This is a genomic window from Microbispora sp. CSR-4 (genome assembly GCF_008033685.1).
Lineage (GTDB): Bacteria > Actinomycetota > Actinomycetes > Streptosporangiales > Streptosporangiaceae > Microbispora.
Window position 1 is genome coordinate 1 of the sequence record NZ_VJVX01000055.1, and the last position, 18,355, is coordinate 18,355.

General features: G+C 71.3%; 13 protein-coding genes. 10 read left to right on the top strand and 3 right to left on the bottom strand.

Features of this window, described 5'->3' with window-relative positions:
* Positions 1-128: 128 nt before the first annotated feature.
* Entirely contained in the window at positions 129-635 is a 507-nt protein-coding gene (locus FLV34_RS31065) for an SDR family NAD(P)-dependent oxidoreductase (protein WP_147944784.1), read from the bottom strand.
* 364 nt (positions 636-999) lie between these two features.
* On the opposite strand from FLV34_RS31065, the gene FLV34_RS31070 reads away from it, so the two are divergent.
* Entirely contained in the window at positions 1,000-1,566 is a 567-nt protein-coding gene (locus FLV34_RS31070) for a TetR/AcrR family transcriptional regulator (RefSeq protein ID WP_147944785.1), read from the top strand.
* A gap of 32 nt (positions 1,567-1,598) precedes the next feature.
* On the opposite strand, the gene FLV34_RS31075 is transcribed toward FLV34_RS31070, so the two are convergent.
* On the bottom strand, positions 1,599-3,980 hold the full coding sequence (locus FLV34_RS31075) for a glycoside hydrolase family 65 protein (RefSeq protein WP_147944786.1): 2,382 nt from the start codon (positions 3,978-3,980) through the stop codon (positions 1,599-1,601).
* Between the two features lie 190 nt (positions 3,981-4,170).
* Here FLV34_RS31075 and ppsA point away from each other — a divergent pair, with 190 nt between their 5' ends.
* The 9 genes from ppsA to FLV34_RS31120 all read left to right on the top strand — a co-directional run bounded on the left by ppsA (position 4,171) and on the right by FLV34_RS31120 (position 15,618).
* On the top strand, positions 4,171-6,603 hold the full coding sequence (ppsA, locus tag FLV34_RS31080; protein ID WP_147944787.1) for a phosphoenolpyruvate synthase: 2,433 nt from the start codon (positions 4,171-4,173) through the stop codon (positions 6,601-6,603).
* Positions 6,604-6,745: 142 nt separating this feature from the next.
* Positions 6,746-7,726 carry a ferritin family protein gene (locus FLV34_RS31085; RefSeq protein WP_205831033.1) on the top strand — a complete coding sequence of 327 codons (981 nt, stop codon included), beginning with the start codon at positions 6,746-6,748 and terminating at the stop codon, positions 7,724-7,726.
* Between the two features lie 84 nt (positions 7,727-7,810).
* Positions 7,811-8,698, top strand: coding sequence for a universal stress protein (locus tag FLV34_RS31090; protein ID WP_147944788.1), 888 nt, complete (start codon positions 7,811-7,813; stop codon positions 8,696-8,698).
* Between the two features lie 52 nt (positions 8,699-8,750).
* Positions 8,751-9,824, top strand: a complete 1,074-nt coding sequence (locus tag FLV34_RS31095) for a 4Fe-4S dicluster domain-containing protein (protein ID WP_147944789.1) — start codon at positions 8,751-8,753, stop codon at positions 9,822-9,824.
* On the top strand, positions 9,821-10,651 hold the full coding sequence (locus tag FLV34_RS31100) for an FAD/NAD(P)-binding protein (protein WP_261985970.1): 831 nt from the start codon (positions 9,821-9,823) through the stop codon (positions 10,649-10,651). Before FLV34_RS31095 ends, FLV34_RS31100 begins: the two co-directional genes overlap by 4 nt.
* Positions 10,651-11,511, top strand: a complete 861-nt coding sequence (locus tag FLV34_RS31105) for an oxidoreductase (protein WP_142651393.1) — start codon at positions 10,651-10,653, stop codon at positions 11,509-11,511. The genes FLV34_RS31100 and FLV34_RS31105 overlap by 1 nt, the downstream gene beginning before the upstream one ends.
* Positions 11,508-12,797 (top strand): Ni/Fe hydrogenase subunit alpha, encoded by a 1,290-nt coding sequence (locus tag FLV34_RS31110; RefSeq protein WP_147944790.1) that lies wholly within the window; start codon positions 11,508-11,510, stop codon positions 12,795-12,797. The genes FLV34_RS31105 and FLV34_RS31110 overlap by 4 nt, the downstream gene beginning before the upstream one ends.
* Positions 12,781-13,242, top strand: a complete 462-nt coding sequence (locus tag FLV34_RS31115) for a hydrogenase maturation protease (RefSeq protein WP_147944791.1) — start codon at positions 12,781-12,783, stop codon at positions 13,240-13,242. Before FLV34_RS31110 ends, FLV34_RS31115 begins: the two co-directional genes overlap by 17 nt.
* Positions 13,243-13,344: 102 nt before the next feature.
* The gene (locus tag FLV34_RS31120; RefSeq protein WP_147944792.1) at positions 13,345-15,618 is read left to right on the top strand and encodes a heavy metal translocating P-type ATPase; all 2,274 of its coding nucleotides are present in this window, start codon (positions 13,345-13,347) and stop codon (positions 15,616-15,618) included.
* A gap of 6 nt (positions 15,619-15,624) precedes the next feature.
* On the opposite strand, the gene FLV34_RS31125 is transcribed toward FLV34_RS31120, so the two are convergent.
* Entirely contained in the window at positions 15,625-18,351 is a 2,727-nt protein-coding gene (locus FLV34_RS31125) for a cation-transporting P-type ATPase (protein WP_147944793.1), read from the bottom strand.
* Positions 18,352-18,355 lie beyond the last annotated feature (4 nt).

The following is an 18,355-nucleotide window of genomic DNA, read 5'->3' on the forward strand; positions in this document are numbered from 1 at the left end:
GCAGCACGATAGAACAGCACCCGAAGCTCCTGGCGATGACGGTGATGGTTGTGGTGATCAACCCGTCTACCAGGAGCTTCGCCACATCATGAGGAAAACCCGAGCATCGCGATCATGCTGTGACCGGCTTAGCCGCCCGGCGGATGAAAAACGTTCAGTGCGGCGTTCCCCGTGCTACCGGCCAGATATCGGCTGTCGACCCGTTCTCCCGCGTTGCCGATGATATTGACGACGACGCCCTTGCCGCGCCGCTTCATCTGCGCATACAGAAGACGCGTCAAATTGACGTAGCCGTAGACCTTGAGGTCCCACCCCTGGCGCCATGTCTCCTCGTCGATGGTGTCGATCGTGCCGCCCCGGATGTCCCCGGCATTGTTGACCAGGATGTCCGCGTCCGCGGTGCTCGCCGCCAGTGCGACCAGATCTTTGGGATCTCTGAGATCCACGACATGGGTGTTCACCTTGATGTGGTGAGCCGAGCGAAGGCGTTCGGCCGTCTCTTCGAGGACCGGCCCGCTGCGGGCAGCGAGATGCAGGTCGCATCGCTCCTCCGCCAGGACCTCGGCGATCGCCGCACCGATACCCCGGGACGCGCCGGTGACAACGGCCGTGCGTCCGGTCAGATGCAGATCCAACGTGGGCTCCTCTGCTTTTCGGCTGGACCGCGTGCGCTCATGGAACTGAACGCTCCCGGTCGTGCGCTGGTGGATTACCTCTCGCGACCATGGTCGGAACGCAGGTCGCCGCCGGTCGGCCCGCTAACCGTACCGCAGGGTTCGTTTAGCTCCTGGTGCGGCCACCGGCAGAACACGACAGTGCCGCACCTCCTCGTCGGGCTCCGGTGACCCGAGCCGGCCGGGTGCGCGATCAGCTCCTCGTGGGACGACTCGTCCAGCCCGGGGCGTCGCGCCGGCTCCTGGCGGTGGGGTGTCAGTCCCGTGGGAGAGTGGGCGTATGCATGATCCAGCGAGCCCTCCTGAGTCGCGGAGTTCCTCGCCGATGCGACCAAGGCAACGCGCAGACGCCCGCCGTAATCATGACAGGGTTATTGCGGCCGCTCATGAGGTGTTCTCGGAGCATGGACTGCACGCAAGTATGACGCAGGTGGCCGAGCGCGCCGGAGTCACGAAAGCAACAATCTATCGGAATTACCCAACAAAAGAAGCGCTGATCAGTGCGGTAACCCGGCATCAGTTCCACATGCTGGAAAGCCGAACACGGGCGGCACTGTCCGAGCCTGATGCGTACGGTGCGTTCGCCGCCTATATCATCGACCTCTTCGAGTGGATGGCCGGCGATCGCCTTCTTGCCGACGCATTGTCCGAGGCGACGGTCGTGGGTCCGGCACCGGTGATCGAGCTCATAAGTCAGTTGATCGACGCCGCCAAGCCGTCGGGGAAATTGCGACCCGACACTTCGGCCATGGACGTGCGGGTCCTGGTGTGCGGCGCGGTTCTTCAACTGAATCGTTTGGGGAACCGCGAACCCGGCGTCTGGCGCCGATATGGGGAAATGACACTGGCGGCGCTTCGTCCTTGGCCGGAGGCTCGCATTGCCTCGGCCTGACATCACGAGGCCGGGTCCGCGTGCCGGGCCGGTCAGCCGTCGTGCCGCGGCTCCGCGAGCGGGAAGATGCGGCTGTCGCCGCGCCGGAGGCGGGCGTGGTGGCCGAGCACCACGAAATCCAGGGTGGTGGGGCCGTCATCGGCCCGGGTGATCCGTACGCAGGTGGGGTCGGCCTCGATGGTGAGTTCCGCGCCTCGATAGCGCAGGCACAACGACAGCGTGGTCAACTGTTCGGGGAGCGCCGGATTCAGGTGCAGGCCGTCGGCCTGTGCTTCGAGGTCGAGGTAGCAGCGCTGGACCAGGTCCAGCGTGCCGGCCATGGCGCCCAGGTGGACGCCCTCGGCGGTGGTCCCTCCCTGCACGTCGATGATGTCGCCGGTCAGCGTCTCGGTGAAGAACCGCCAGGAGCCGATGCGGTCCGATCGCGCCAGCACCCGGGCGTGCGCCACCGCGCTCAGCGTCGAGCCGTGGCTGGTGCGGGAGAGGTAGTAGCGGATGGTGCGCAGGGTCAGGTCCGGTGGCGCCGGGTAGCCCAGCCGGTCGAGGATCCGCCTCACCTCACGGGACGTGAGCAGGTAGAACAGCATGAGCACGTCGGCCTGCTTCGACGCCCGATAGCGGTTGGGACTGTCGTTTTCGGCCTCCAGCGCCCGGTCCAGCCGCCGTACGCCGCGGTAGCGGTCCCAGTCCAGCTCCGCCAGGCGCTCGTAGCCGGTGAACTGGCTGATGACGCCGTCGTGGAAGTCCACGCGCATCCGCCGGGTGATCTCCTCCCAGCGCTCGGTCTCCGCGTCCGTCAGGCCGAGACGGCGGCGCAGGTCCTCCCGTACGCGCCGCGGGATCAGGGCGAGCGCCTGACGAGCGCGCAGCAGCAGCCACACCGTCATGATGTTGGTGTAGGCGTTGTTGTCCAGGCCTGGGGACGCCGCGCCGGGGTAGCCGTCGTGGTATTCGTCCGGCCCCATCACGCCCTGGATCTCGTAGCGGCCCGACGCGGGGTTGAGCCGCGCCAGCGAGGCGAAAAGGCGGGCGATCTCGACCAGCAGGCGGACGCCCGTGCCGGCGAGGAACTCCATGTCGCCGGTGATCGCGTAGTGCTGCCAGGCGTTGTAGGCGATGGCCAGCCCGACGTGCCGCTGCAGGTGCGAGTTGTCGGGTGTCCATCGGCCGGAGCGGGGGTTGAGATGGAGCCGCGGGGTCTCGTCGCGGCCGTCGCTGCCGCTCTGCCAGGGGAACATCGCTCCGCGCAGGCCCGCGGCGCGGGCGGCCGCCCGCGCCTCCGGGAGCCGCCGCAGGCGATAGCGAAGCACCCCGTGGGCGATCTCGGGGAACCGCAGGCTCAGCCAGGGCAGCACGAACAGCTCGTCCCAGAACACATGTCCCCGGTACGCCTCGCCGTGCAGGCCACGTGCGGGCACGCCGACGTCGAGGTCGGCGGTATGCGGTGACAAGGTCTGCAGCAGATGGAAGGTGTTCAGGCGGATGTCCCGCTGGATGCGTGGGCCCGGCACGTCCAGCCGGGCACGTTCCCACAGGTCACGCCAGGCGATCTCGTGCTGTTCGAGCAGGTCGCCGAACCCCGGCGCGAGTTCGGCCCGCCGCAGCGCGGCCGAGGTGGCATCGGCGACGGCGAGATCGCGCGACGTGGTGAGCGCCACCGTCTTGACGACCGTGACCGGGTGGCCGCGTTCCAGCCGCAGCACGCGTGTCTCAGCGATGTGGTCGTCGTGCCGCTCGATCTCGGGCTCATCCGCGCTGCTGGGAGAAGTGCCGACCCGTGCGGCCAGGGCGACCTCGATGCCGGAGGATCGGGTCCGCGCGCGCAGCCATGTCAGGGGCTCACGGGTCCCCGTCGCGTGCCGCGTCAGATGGTCGCCGCGGAGTTCGCGGTAGCGGGCCACTCCCCTGTTGGCCACGCGCCCGTCCAGGCCGGAGCGTACGCGGAGAGGACCCGACCAGTTCTCGGCCGTGAAGGTCGTCTCCAGGCCGGCCAGGCAGGGGTCGGCCATGGAGACCAGCCGGCGCTGCCGCAGCGACGTGATCCGGCCCTCGGGGTCGCGCCAACGAATCAGCCGGTGCAGGACGGCGTGGCGCATGTCCAGCTCCTGCCGATATCGGAGCAGGTCGGCCGTGCCGGGCGAGAACCACGCGGAGCCGGGTGTCGCGAAGGTCAGCGGCAGCCAGTTCGGCAGATTGACCATGTCCTCGTGGGTCAGTTCGTGGCCGGCGATGATCGAGGTGAGCCGGTCGTAGCATCCGGCGACGTACGTCCCCGGGTAGTGGACGGCGTCGGCCTCGGCTTCGGGCGCCGCGCCTCGCGTGGCGAATCGGCCGTTGCCCAGCGTGCACAGCGCCTCGCGCAGCCCCTCGTGAGCCGGATCGAACCCCTCGTACGTCAGCGACCACGGATTCAACGCAGCTCCCCCTCGGACCTGCCCCGGTCGATCCGATTCCTGGCTCCGTACCCACGGAGCGTGGTGATTCCACGCGGGGGCGCGCCGGGACGTTCGTCCGCAGGCGGGAGACGAAGTCCCCTACCTCACCCGGCCGCGCGAGGCGAAGGGTGGGAAGGACTGTCGTAGTCGACATTCGGCGAGGTGAGCCATGTCGCGGTTGGTCAGATGGTTCGCCGAGCTGGGCCGTACGGACGTCGGCCTGGTGGGCGGCAAGAACGCGGGCCTGGGGGAACTGACGCGCAACCTGGCCCGGTCGGGGGTTCGCGTGCCGGAGGGCTTCGCCCTCACCGCGGAGGCGTACCGCCGGTTCATCGAGGTGAACGGGCTCGACGAGGTGATCGCGGAGGAGATCGGCCGCCTGCACCGAGGGGCCGCCCTGCCGGACGTCGGCCGTGCGATACGGGAGGCGATCCTGGCGGCCGAGCTTCCTGCGGAGGTCATCGAGGCCGTCGAGCAGGCGTACGGTGAGCTGGCCGATCGACTGGCGACCATCGACCCGGACGTCGCGGTCCGCAGCAGCGCGACCGCGGAAGACCTGCCGGAGGCCAGTTTCGCCGGGCAACTGGAGAGCTTTCTCAACATCAGCGGTGCGCCGGCGCTGCTCGGCGCCTGTCTTCGCTGCTACGCGTCCCTGTTCACCGACCGGGCGATCAGCTACCGGGAGGACCACGGGTTCGGTCACCTGGACGTCGCCCTGTCGGTCGGGGTGCAGCGCATGGTCCGCTCCGACCTGGGCGCGGCCGGGGTGATGTTCTCGATCGACACCGAGACCGGGTTCCCCCGGTCGGTGCTGATCGACGCCTCCTGGGGGCTCGGCGAGACGGTGGTCGGCGGCAGGGTGGATCCCGACGAGTATGTGGTCTTCAAGCCGCTGCTCGGCGACCCCGGCCTGTGCCCGATCGTGTCGAAGGTCCGCGGCCGCAAGGAACGCAAGGTCGTCTACGACGCGATGGGAGGAACCCGCCAGCTCGAGACGTCCGAGGACGAGGCGGTCCGGTACGCGCTGGACGAGGAGGAGATCCTGCTGCTGGCCCGGTGGGCCGTCGCGGTGGAGGACCACTACGGCACCCCGATGGACATGGAATGGGCCAAGGACGGCAGGACCGGCGAGATCTTCCTGGTCCAGGCCCGCCCGGAGACCGTACATCGGCGCCGGGAGGCGTCGCTGCTGCGCACGTACCGCATCCGCGACGCCGGTGGACCACCGGCCGAGCCGCTGGTGAAGGGGCTGGCCGTCGGAGACGCGATAGCGGCGGGGCCGGTGTGCAACCTGAGCAGCCCGGCGGAGATCGACCGCTTCGTGGACGGATCGGTGCTCGTCACGAAGATCACCGACCCCGACTGGGAGCCGATCATGAAACGGGCCGCGGCGATCGTCACCGACCACGGCGGCCGCACCTCTCACGCCGCCATCGTCAGCCGGGAGCTCGGCGTCCCCGCGATCATCGGCACCGGCGACGCGACCGCTCGTCTGCGCGACGGCATGACGGTGACCGTCTCCTGCGCGCAGGGCGACGAGGGCTTCGTCTACGCGGGCCTGCGCGACTACGAGGACGAGGAGATCAGCCTGGACGACATCCCGGCGACCAGGACCAGGGTCATGCTCAACCTGGCCGACCCCGCCGCGGCCTTCCGCTGGTGGCGGCTGCCCGCCGACGGCGTCGGCCTGGCCCGGATGGAGTTCATCGTCAACAACCACGTCAAGATCCACCCGATGGCCCTGGTGCACCCTGAGCGTGCCGACGAGGACGACCGCCGCAGGATCGCCGAGCTCACCCGGGGCTACGACGACCTGACCGGCTACTTCGTCGAAAGGCTGGCCCACGGCATCGCCCGTATCGCCGCCTCCCGCTGGCCTGACCCGGTGATCGTACGGATGAGCGACTTCAAGACCAACGAGTACGCCCGGCTCGTCGGCGGGCGGCGGTTCGAGCCCCACGAGGAGAACCCGATGCTCGGGTGGCGCGGGGCCAGCCGCTACTACACGGAGGGATACCGGGAGGGCTTCGCCCTCGAATGCCAAGCCATCCGCAGGGTGCGCGAGCGGATCGGGCTCACCAACGTCATCGTGATGATCCCGTTCTGCCGTACGGTCGAGGAGGCCGACCGGGTCCTGGGGGTCATGGCCGAAGAGAAGCTGCGGCGGGGCCGAGACGGCCTGGAGGTCTACGTCATGGCCGAGATCCCGGCGAACGTCATCCTGGCGGAGGAGTTCGCCGACCGCTTCGACGGGTTCTCCATCGGCAGCAACGACCTCACCCAGCTCACCCTCGGGGTCGACCGGGACTCCGCCGAGCTGGCGCATCTGTTCGACGAACGCGATCCCGCCATCACCCGCAGCATCGAGCACCTGATCTCGGCGGCACACGCGAAAGGACGCAAGGTCGGGCTCTGCGGGCAACGTCCCAGCGACGACCCGGACTTCGCCCGGTTCCTGGTCGAGGCGGGCATCGATTCGATCTCCGTCGCACCCGACAGCTTCTTGTCGGTGAAGGAGAACGTCGCCGCGGCCGAACACGCACAGGAGCGCCGGGAACCCGCCTCGGCGGGCCGCGGAACGCGGTCGTGGCCGCCGGCCTGAGTCACGGTCGCCCTTTGCCGGATCCGGACCAACCCTGGGCGCTTTGCGAGGTTCCGCTCGTGCACGGGGGTAGCACCGTCAGGAGGGTCCCGCACGCCGTCGCGACGGCGGCGGCTGGGCGAAGGCACACCGAGGGGGGCGCATGAGAACCCGAGGTCTGGTCTGCTGGAGAGCCTGTCTCACGACTGCCGGAGTCGTCGCCTTTCTCACGGCGGGGGCCGGGAGCGCGACGGCGGCCGTCGCTCCCCACGGGGACGATCTGGACCCGTCGACGCGTACCAACGTCACGAACGCGATGCAGGGCGAGGCGCTGGCGCACGTGACCTACCGCGCCTATGCCAAGCAGGCGGACCGGGAGAACCTGCCCGGCGTCGCGGCACTCTACCGGCGCACCGCCGACACGGAACTGCGGGAACACTTCACCGAGCAGGCGAAGCTGATCGGCATGGTCGGCGACAACGCGGCCAATCTCCGCGACAGCGCAGGCGGCGAGGCCTATGAGGCGACGACGATGTACAAGGCGTTCGCCGCGCAGGCCACCGCGGACGGCGATCAGGAGGCCGCCAAGCGCTTCTCCGAGATCGGCCAGGACGAGGCCGATCACCGCGAGAAGTTCCTCCAGGCGGAAAGGGCCGTGACCGACCGGTCGTCCGAGGCGACGATCCCTACCGACGTGCAGGCCAAGCCGGTGAAGATCCAGGCCGGCCCGCCCAAGGTCTCCTCATCCCGGACGCTGGACAACCTGCGTACGGCGATGAAGGGCGAGGCCTTCGCCTACGCCAAATACACCCTGTACGGCGACAAGGCACAGAAGACCGGACAAGCTCGGCTCGCCACGCTGTTCCACCGGACGGCCGCCGTCGAGCGCACCGAGCACTTCGCCGAGCAGGCGAACCTCGCCGGCGCGGTCCGCGACACCGGAACAAACCTGTGCGAGACGATCAAGGGAGAGGCACACGAGGGGACGCAGATGTACCCCGACTACGCCCGCCGCGCCTCGGCGGCCGGCGACACCGAAGCGGCGAAGGTGCTCAGCGACACCGCCAAAGACGAGCTGAAGCACGCGCAGGCCTTCTCCCGCGCGGTGTCCAGGCTCGGCAAGCAGTGCCCCACACCGAGCTGACCGATCACGGTGCCCCACTCAGGGGCAAGACGGGCACAACCGCTGTGAGAGCCCTACCTGCCGATCGTCGGACGGGGTGGCGCCATGGCAGAGCCGATCGTCGTCGGCGTCGACGGATCGACGCCCTCGCTTCAGGCCGCCGTCTGGGCCGCTCGGGAAGCCGAGCTGCGCGGCGCGCCGCTGCGCCTCGTGTACGCGACACTGCGCTGGCCCTCCTACGTGCCGCTCGTGCCGCAGCCGGCGCGCTGGAGAGCCGACGCCGAGGCGGCCGCGCGAGCCGTGCTCGACCAGGCGATGATCCACGCCCGGGCGGGCAGGTCGCGTCTGGCCGTGTCGGCCGAGATCGTCGACGGCGGAGCCGAGCAGGCGCTCATCGCGGCGGCGGAGGGGGCTCAGCTGCTCGTCGTGGGATGCCGCGGCCGTGGCGGGTTCGCCGAGCTGCTCCTGGGGTCGGTGAGCCGCTGCGTCACCGCCCAGGCCCCCTGTCCCGTGGCCGTCGTCAGGCAGCCGAAAGGCACTGACCGCGGGGAGATCGCGGTCGGCGTCACCGGGCGTCCCGACCAGGAACCCGTCCTGGACTTCGCCTTCCACGAGGCCGCGCTGCGGCATGCCCGCCTGCGTGTCGTACACGCCTGGACGCAACCGGTCGCGACGGAGCCGGGCGACATGCTGCCGCCGGTCTACGACGTGGACGCCATCGGGGCGGAGGAGGCGCGCCTGCTCGCGGAGAGCATCGCCGGACGGCGGGAGCGTTTCCCCGACGTGACGCTCACCGAACACGTCGTGCGGGAGCACCCGGCCAAAGCCCTGATCGACGTCTCCAGGGAGACCGACCTGGTCGTCATCGGCGCCCGTACGGGATTGTCCGCCTGGCTGGGCCTGGGCTCCACCGCTCACGCCGTGATCCACCACGCGTACGCGCCCGTGGTCGTGGTCCGGCCACGCTCCGTAGATGTCTCGCCGACGGCGTAGCGTGGAGGAGACGCGTCCGAGGGCACCCATTGGGGGCAAAGGAGGGTCGCCCATGGAAACCGTCGTCATTCGATCGCTGGAACCGCTGATCGCCGAGTTGCGGGCGCGGGGGTTCGCCGTGGTGGCGCCGACCGCTCGCGACAAGGTCATCCGGATGGGCGAGATCGCCTCCCAGAGCGAGCTGCCCAGGGGGTGCGGAGACGAGCAGGAGCCCGGCCGCTATCGGCTGCGCGAGGGCGACGACGAGATGCTGTTCGGCTTCGCCGCGAGTCCCGACTCCGCCAAGCGCTACACGCAGCCGCCCAGCCGCACCCTGTTCCGCATGCGGGGCGAGAGCATCGAGGAGCCCGAGGCGGCGGTGCCCCGCGTCGCCCTGCTGGGCGTACGCGCCTGCGACCTGGCCGCGCTGGCCGTGCAGGACCGGGTGTTCCTCGGGGGCAGGCATCCCGACCCCGGCTATCGGAGGCGGCGGGAGGCGCTGTTCGTCGTCGCGGTGAACTGTGCCGTGCCCGGAGGGACGTGCTTCTGCGTCTCCATGGGCACCGGCCCGAAGGCGACCGCCGGCTATGACCTGGCGCTGACCGAGCTCGCCGGACCGCACCGGTTCGTGGCCGAGCCCGGCAGCGCGTACGGCGCGGAGATCCTCGGGGCGCTCCCCCGCGTCCCGGCCGCGGACGCCGATCTCGACGCGGCCGAGGAGGTCTCCCGTACGGCCGCCGAGCGCATGGGACGGCGGGTCGACACCGAGGGGATCAAGGAGCGGGTGGCCGGCGCCCACGACTCGCCGCGCTGGCAGCAGGTCGCCTCCCGCTGCCTCACCTGCGCCAACTGCACCATGGTCTGCCCCACCTGCTTCTGCACCACGGTGGAAGACAGCACCGATCTTTCCGAAGGGGCGGCCGAGCGGATCGAACGCTGGGACTCCTGCTTCACGCTGGGGTTCACCGAGGTCGGCGGCGCGCCGGTGCGGGGGTCGGGGGCCGCGCGTTATCGGCAGTGGCTGACGCACAAGTTCTCCACCTGGTTCGACCAGTTCGGCACCTCGGGCTGCGTGGGCTGCGGCCGGTGCATCACCTGGTGTCCCGTGGGGATCGACGTCACCGAGGAACTGGCCAACCTGCCATGACCGCCGAGACGCGCCGTCCGATGACGCCGGAGCTCTACCGGGTGCGCTCGCGGCGGGCCGACCGGGTGGACACGGTCACGCTCCAGCTCGTGCCCGTGCACGGCGAATGCCCGCCGTGCCGGCCCGGGCAGTTCACCATGCTGTACGCCCCGGGGGTCGGCGAGGTCCCGATGTCGATCAGCGGCCGGGCCCGTTCGGGGGGATATGTCCACACGATCCGCGCGGTCGGCGCGGTCAGCGGCGCGTTGTGCGGCAAGCGGCCCGGAGACGTCGTCGGGGTGCGCGGGCCGTACGGCACCTGGTGGGACATCCCGGCCGCCGCGGGGATGGACGTGGTCGTCGTCGCGGGCGGGCTGGGCCTGGCGCCGCTGCGGCCTTTGGTGCGAGAGCTGGTGCGCCACCGCTCGCGGTATGGGCGGATCAGCGTGATCGCGGGCACCCGTACGCCCGCGACCCTCGTCTACGGGCGGGAGCTGGCGCGCTGGCACGGCCAGGGCGTCGACGTTCAGGTGACCGTGGATCACCCCGATCACGCCTGGAAGGGGCCGGTCGGCCTGGTCACCCGGCTCCTCGACCGCATCGTCTTCGAGCCGCGGCGCACGTACGCCTTCGCGTGCGGCCCGGAGACGATGATGCGGGCCACGGCCGGCGACCTGGTGGCGCGCGGGGTGGCGGCTCGCCGGGTGGAGCTGTCGCTGGAGCGGAACATGAAATGCGGTCTCGGCTGGTGCGGGCACTGCCAGCTCGGCCCGCTGTTCGTCTGCCTGGACGGCCCGGTGCTGAGCTACGAGCGGGCGGCGCGCCTGCTGGCCGTGGAGGAGCTGTGATGGGCGCGCCCAGACGAGCATCCCGGCGGTCATCGGCGGACGGGCCGGGCGGCGCGCGGCCGCGGCTGGCGGTGTGGAAGTTCGCCTCGTGCGACGGGTGCCAGCTCACCCTGCTCGATTGCGAGGAGGAGCTGCTGTCGGTGGCCGCCCGGGTGGAGATCGCCTACTTCCTGGAGGCGTCCAGCGCTCCCGGCCCGGGCCCGTACGACCTGTCGCTGGTGGAGGGGTCGATCACCACGCCCGACGACCTGGAGCGGATCAGGCACGTGCGCCGGGTGTCGAAGCGCCTGGTCACCATCGGGGCCTGTGCCACGGCCGGGGGGATCCAGGCGCTGCGCGACTTCGCCGACGTGCGGGAGTTCCTGTCGGTCGTGTACGCCCGGCCGGACTACATCGCGACACTGGACCGTTCGACGCCGATCTCGGCCCATGTGCCGGTGGACTTCGAGCTGCGCGGCTGCCCCATCGACAGGCGGCAACTGCTGGAGGTCGTCTCGGCGTTCCTCGCCGGGCGGCGCCCGGTCGTGCCGCCCAACAGCGTCTGCGTGGAGTGCAAGGCCCGCGGCAACGCCTGCGTCATGGTCGCCCACGGCACGCCCTGCCTCGGCCCCGTCACCCAGGCCGGGTGCGGGGCGCTGTGCCCGGCGTTCAACCGGGGGTGCTACGGCTGCTTCGGCCCCATGGAGAGCCCCAACGTGCGCGCCCTCAACCGGCAGTTGCGGGAGCTGGGCATGAGCACGCCCGAGCTGGTGCGGGTCTACCGGACCTTCAACGCCGCCGAGGAGCCCTTCCGGCAGGCGGCCGAGGAGGCCGACCCGGAGCTGCGCGACCACGAGAAGACACCGGGAGAAGACCGGTGACCCACAAGACGGTCAAGGTCGGGGGCCTGACCCGGGTGGAGGGGGAAGGCGCTCTGCTCGTACGCGCCCGCGACGGGCGCATCGAGGACCTGGAGCTGCGGATCTACGAGCCGCCGAGGTTCTTCGAGGCGCTGCTGCGCGGCCGGTCCCACACCGAGCCGCCCGACATCACCGCCCGGATCTGCGGCATCTGCCCGGTGGCCTACCAGATGAGCGCATGCCAGGCCATCGAGGCCGCCTGCGGGGTCGAGGTCACCGGCCCGCTGCGCGACCTGCGGCTGTTGCTGTACTACGGCGAATGGATCGAGTCGCACACGCTGCACGTGTATCTGCTGCACGCGCCCGACTTCCTCGGCTACGACAGCGGCATCGCGATGGCGGCCGACCACCGCGACCTGGTCCAGCGGGGGCTGGCGCTGAAGAAGGCCGGCAACGACCTGGTGGCGGCCGTCGGCGGCAGGCCCATCCACCCGGTGAACGTCCGCGTCGGCGGCTTCTATCGGGTGCCCACCCGCCGCGAACTGGCCCCCGTCGCCGAACGGCTGCGCCGCGCCCGCGAGATCGCCCTCGAAACCGTCTCCTGGGTCGCCGGCTTCGACTTCCCCGAGGTCGAACACGACTACCGCTTCCTGGCGCTGCGTCACCCCGGCGAGTACGCGATCCTCTCGGGGGATGTGGTGACCAGCGACAGCGGGAGCTTCGCCGTACGGGATTGGCCCGAGCACGTGACCGAGGAGCAGGTGCCGCACTCGACGGCGCTGCACGCCCGGCTCGACGGCTCCCCCGGTTATCTCGTCGGGCCGATGGCCCGCTACAGCCTCAACTCCGCCCAGTTGTCGCCGCTCGCGCGGGAGGCGGCCGCGGCGGCGGGCCTCGGGCCGGTCTGCCGCAATCCGTTCCGCAGCATCGTCGTGCGGGCGGTGGAGATCGTGCACGCCTACGACGAGGCCCTGCGGCTCATCGACGACCTGGCCGAGCCCGGCGCGCCGTACGTGCCGGTGGAGCCCCGCGCGGCCACCGGCCACGGCGCCTCGGAAGCGCCGCGCGGCACGCTCTATCACCGCTATCGCATCGACGCCGACGGGGTGATCCGCGAGGCCGACATCGTGCCCCCGACCTCGCAGAACCAGGCGCGCATCGAGGCGGATCTGCGGCACCTGATCGAGCCCCGGCTCGACCTGCCCGAAGAGGAGCTGGCCGCGCTGTGCGAACGGGCCATCCGCAACCACGATCCCTGCATCTCCTGTTCGGCGCACTTCCTCGATCTCCATGTCGACGCCCGGTGACATCGTGGTGATCGGCCTCGGCGGCGACGGCCGGGGCGACGACGCCGCCGGTCTGGAGGTCGTACGGCGGCTGCGCGGCTCGGTCCCGCCGTCCGTCGTGCTCGTGGAGAGCGCCGCGGACCCCGCGCAGCTTGTCGAGGCCTGGACCGGCGCCCGCCTGGCCGTCGTGATCGACGCCGTCTCCTCGGGTGCGCCGCCGGGTGCGGTGCATCGCCCGGCCGGCGTCGAGGGCGGGCCGTCCTGGCATGGCAGCTCCCACTCCTTCGGCCTGGCCGACGCCGTAGAGCTCGGCCGTGCGCTCGGCCGCCTGCCCGCGCGGCTCGTCGTCATCGGCATCGAAGGTGCGGACTTCACGATCGGCGCGCCGATCACGCCGCCGGTGCTGTCCGCGATCGACGCCCTGGCGCGGGAGCTGGAACAGAGATTCCGGCAGGAATCCGCGTGACGCGCCGGTCCTGGACCCGGACGGCCGGGCACGGTCTTTCGGCCCTGTCCCAGGGAACAGCGACCCTACCTCCGGGCATCCGTTTCGGGGGAGTCTGACCAGATGAAGCGGATCGCCCTGCTGGCAGGCACGCTCGGCGCCCTGATCGCCGGAGGTGTGCTCCCCCTTCTCGGGGCCGGCCCCGCCGGTGACGCGCTCTGGGCGGCCGGCACCGTCCTGGCGCTCGGCCCCGCCGTCTGGTGGGTGGCCTCCTCCCTGCGCGCCGGCCGCCTCGGCGTCGACGCGATCGCGGTGCTCGCCCTCGCCGGTGCGCTCGCCGTACGCGAGTTCCTCGCGGGAGTGCTGATCGCCGTGATGCTGACGGGCGGCAGGGTCCTGGAGGACTACGCCCTGCGCCGGGCACGCCGCGATCTGACCGCCCTGTACGAGCGGGCGCCACGGTCCGCTCGGCGCTACGAGGAGGGCGTCCCCCGCCTGATCGCAGCCGAGGAGGTGCGCCGGGGAGATCGGCTGCTGGTGCCCGGCGGCGAGCTGGTGCCGGTCGACGGCGTCGTCGAGTCCGGCACGGCTCTGCTGGACGAGTCCGCGCTCACCGGCGAGTCGCTGCCGGTCGAGCACCGGGCGGGCGAAAGCGTCGCCGGCGGAGTGGTCAACGCCGGGCAGGCGTTCGACATGCGCGCCACGGCGACGGCCGGCGACAGCGCCTACGCGGGTGTGGTGCGGCTGGCGCAGGAGACGGAGGCGGGCTCCGCCCCGGTCGTCCGGCTCGCGGACCGGTTCGCCGCCTGGTTCCTGCCGGCCACGCTCCTGCTGGCCGGAGGCGCCTGGCTGATGTCGGGCGAGCCGGTGCGGGCGGTGGCCGTGCTCGTCGTGGCCACCCCCTGCCCGTTGCTGCTGGCCGCTCCCGCGGCCATCGCCTCCGGCCTGTCTCGCACCGCCCGGCTAGGAGTCCTGGTGAAGGGCGGTGGCGCGCTGGAGACCCTGGGCAGGGCGCGGACTCTCGTCCTCGACAAGACCGGCACCCTCACCGAGGGCCGCCCGCAGGTGACGGACGTGGTGGCCGCCCCCGGCGGAAACCCGGACGAGGTCCTTCGGGTGGCTGCCGCGGTCGACCAGATGTCCTCTCACGTGCTGGCCGCCGCGATCGTACGCGCGGCGCGCGGGCGGCGGCTGGCCCTGCCCACCCCCGAGGACGTGTCCGAGGTGCCGGGCACGGGCACGTCGGCGCTGGTCGAGGGGCGCCGCGTCAGCGTGGGCAAGGCCACGGGCACGAGGTCGTCTCCCTGGGAGGATGCCCAGCGCGCACGCGCCGCCCTCGACGGCGCCATGACCGTCTGGATCACGGTGGACGGTCAGGTGAGCGGCGTGATTCTGCTGCGTGACGCGGTCCGCGGGGATGCGGGCCGCACGCTGCGGCGGCTGCGGGCCGTCGGCATCGAGCGGATCGTGATGCTCACCGGCGACCGGGCCGAAGTGGCCGAGACCGTCGCCGGCGTGCTGGGAATCGACCGCGTGCTGGCCGAGCAGACCCCGGCCGCCAAGGTCGAGCGAGTGCGGGAAGAGGCGCGGCGGGCGACGACCATGATGGTGGGCGACGGGATCAACGACGCGCCGGCGCTGGCCGCGGCCGACATCGGTGTGGCGATGGGAGCCCGCGGCGCGGCCGCCTCCGCTCAGGTGGCCGACGTGGTGCTGACCGCCGACCGGCTCGACCGGCTCGCGGACGCGATGGACGTGGCACGCCGCACGCGGCGGATCGCCGTCCAGAGCGCGGGGACCGGAATGTCGCTGTCCCTGCTCGCCATGGCCGTCGCCGCGGCGGGCGCGCTGCCGCCCAGCGCCGGCGCCGTGCTGCAGGAGGCCATCGACGTCACCGTGATCCTCAACGCCCTTCGCGCCCTGCGCCTGGTCCGGGGGACCCGGCTGCCCCTCGACCGGCCGACATCCGAGTTGCTGCGCCGTTTCGAGCGAGAGCACGCCGATCTGCGCCGGCCGCTCGAACGCATCCGTGACGTGGCCGACCGCCTGGGCCGGCGCGACCCCCGCGAAGCGCTGGCGGATCTCCGTGACGTCCACGCGTTCCTGACTCGCGACCTCCTGCCGCACGAGCACGACGAGGAGGCGCGGCTGTATCCCGCCATGACGCGGCTCCTGCGCGACCCGGAGGCCACGGTCACCATGAGCAGGGCCCACGCCGAGATCGACAAGCTCGTCCGCCGGCTGGGCCGTCACCTCGACCTCGCCGCCGACGACGGTCCGCGCCCGGAACAGCTCGACGACCTGCGGGCCTGCCTGTACGGCCTGTACGCCGTGCTGACCCTTCACTTCGCCCAGGAGGAGGAGGCGTATTTCTCCCTCGCCTCCACCTCTCCGTGATGGCGCCTACCCGCCAGGCCGGCCGGTGCGTGACCGGGTGCGTGCGCGCCGGCGTCTCCGTCGCCACATCTCGTCGACACCCCACACGACGAAGGGGAAAGGCACGAGGAGCACGAGCTGGGCCGGCTCGGGCGGCGCCGTGCCGAAAACCGCGCGGAACGACGGCACAAGGACGATCACGGCGGCGAAGGCGATCTCGAACGCGATCCCCCACAGCAGCAGCCGGTTGCTGGTCACGCCGATGGCCCGTAGGGACGCCGTGTGGGTGCGTGCGGCGAAGGCGGTGCCGATCTGGCAGACCACGATGCCCAGGAAGGTCATGGTGGTGGCCTGCTGCCAGGTGTGGTGCAGCGGCGAGCCGGGTCCCGTGGCCGCGCCCGGATGCCAGCGGCCCAGCAGGAGCGTGCCGAAGAAGGCTCCGAGCACCAAAACCGCCGACACTCCGCCGAGCAGGCCCCAGGCACGGGCCAGCAAGGCGCCCTGGATCACCCCCTCGGATCGGCGCCGGGGCGGGCGGTTCATCAGCCCGGGTTCGGCGGGTTCGCGGCCCAGGGCGAGCGCGGGCAGGGTTTCGGTGCCCAGGTCGATCGCGAGGAGCTGGAGCACGGTGAGCGGCAGCGGGACCCTGCCTCCGGACAGCGCGAACACGAGGAACGGGATCACCTCGGGTGTGGCGTGGGCGAAGATGTAGCAGATGAACTTGCGTACGTTGTCGTAGACGCGCCGGCCCTCCTGCACCGCGTCGACGATCGTGGCGAAGTTGTCGTCGGTCAGCACCATGGTGGCCGCTTCGCGGGCGACGTCGGTCCCCGAGACCCCCATCGCGATGCCGATGTCGGCACTGCGCAGGGCGGGGGCGTCGTTGACTCCGTCACCCGTCATCGCCACCACATGGCCCTCGGCCCGCAGCGCGTCGGCGATGCGCAGCTTGGCCTCCGGGGAACTGCGCGAGAAGATGAGTTCGTCGCCCCTGCGGAGCAGGGCGTCGAGCTCGTCATCGGTCATCGCGTCCAGTTCGGGCCCCGTCACCACCTGGGTGCGGTCGCGGGCGATGCCGACCCGCTTGGCGATCATCGTCGCGGTGAGCCCGTGGTCGCCCGTGACCACGATGAGCCGGATTCCCGCCGTATGGCAGCGAGCGACGGCGTCGGGCACCTCGGGACGGGGCGGGTCGAGCATGGCGACGACACCGAGGAAGGTCAGCTCGGCCTCGGCATGCTCACGCCGGGCGGGCAGGGGCGCCCCGGCGTCAAGGGGACGCCGGGCCACCGCGAGCAGGCGCAGCCCTTGGGACGCGTAGCCGTCCACCACCTTGGCGATCTCCGCGCGGTCCCGCTCCCCCATCGGCCGCGTCGTGCCGTCGGCCGTCATCATCATCGTGGAGCGCCTGAGGATCTCCTCCGGAGCTCCTTTGGCGTGCACCCACAGCGTCCCGTCGACCATGTCGACCGTCGACATCATCCGCAGAGAGGGATCGAAGTGGAACTGCCGCCGCCGCTCGCCGTCGTGGTCGCTCCCTCCGAGTGAGACGCTCATCCGGAGCAGGGCGATCTCGGTCGGGTCCCCCGTCTCGGCCGGTTCGAGAGCGGCGTTGTTGCAGCGGGCGGCCGCCTCTGCCAGCGCTCTCAGCGGCGGCGAAGACGACACACCGGCCCACTTTCCGCCGGTGTTCCGGATCGGGCCGGCGCTGGTCCAGACGTCGGTCACGCTCATCCGGTTGAGCGTGAGGGTACCGGTCTTGTCCGTGCAGATCACGGTGGTGGAGCCGAGAGTCTCCACGGCGCTCAGCCGCTTGACCACCGCACCACCGCGGGCCAGCGCCCTGACCCCGACGGCCAGGGCGAGGGTGATGGTGGGCAGCAGTCCCTCGGGGACGTTCGCGACCAGCAGGCCGACGGCGAAGTTGAACGCGTCGGCCAGCGGGAGGCGTGCCACCAGGGCGGCGACGGGCATGACGACCGCGCCGGCCGTGACCGCGACGATCGCGATCAACCAGGCGACCCGTTTGACCTGAAGTTCCAGCGGCGACTCGTCCCTGCCGACGCGCTGGGAGAGCGCGGCTATCCTGCCCAGCTCCGTGTGCATGCCGGTGGCGTACACCAGCGCCCGGGCCTGCCCTCCCGTGCATGTCGTGCCGCTGAACAGCAGGTCTCGCGCCTGGAGCAGCGGTCCGGTGCGATCGTCGAAGTCGGCGGACCTGTACGCGGTCAACGATTCGCCGGTCAGCGTCGACAGGTCGATCTCCACCGCGCCGTCGAGCATCCGGGCGTCGGCCGACACCCGGTCACCCTCCTCGACGACCAGCACATCACCCGGCACGAGCCCGATGGCGTCGATCACCTGAAGCCGGCCGTCCCTGACGACCTTGGCCTTGGCCGGCAGGTAGCGGGCCAGTGTCTCAACGGCGTGCTCGGCCTGCTGCTCCTGCGCGAAGGCCAGGAGCGCGTTCAGGACGATCACCGAGATGATCGCGATGGCGAGCGGAGCCGTGTGCGCCACCATCGCCAGACCCGCGGCCGCCCACAGCAGCAACGCCAGCGGATGGGTGAACTGGCGGCCGAGCTCTTTCGCCCGGTTCCCCCGCGCCTTCCTGACCAGCTGGTTCGGCCCGTACACCATAAGGCGACGTGCCGCTTCTCTGGAGGACAGCCCACTGGGGCGCGTCCGCAGGTCACGGAACAGCCGGACGACGGGTTCCCGCGGGTCCGACGGTCGGCCTTCGGTGTCCGACATCGGC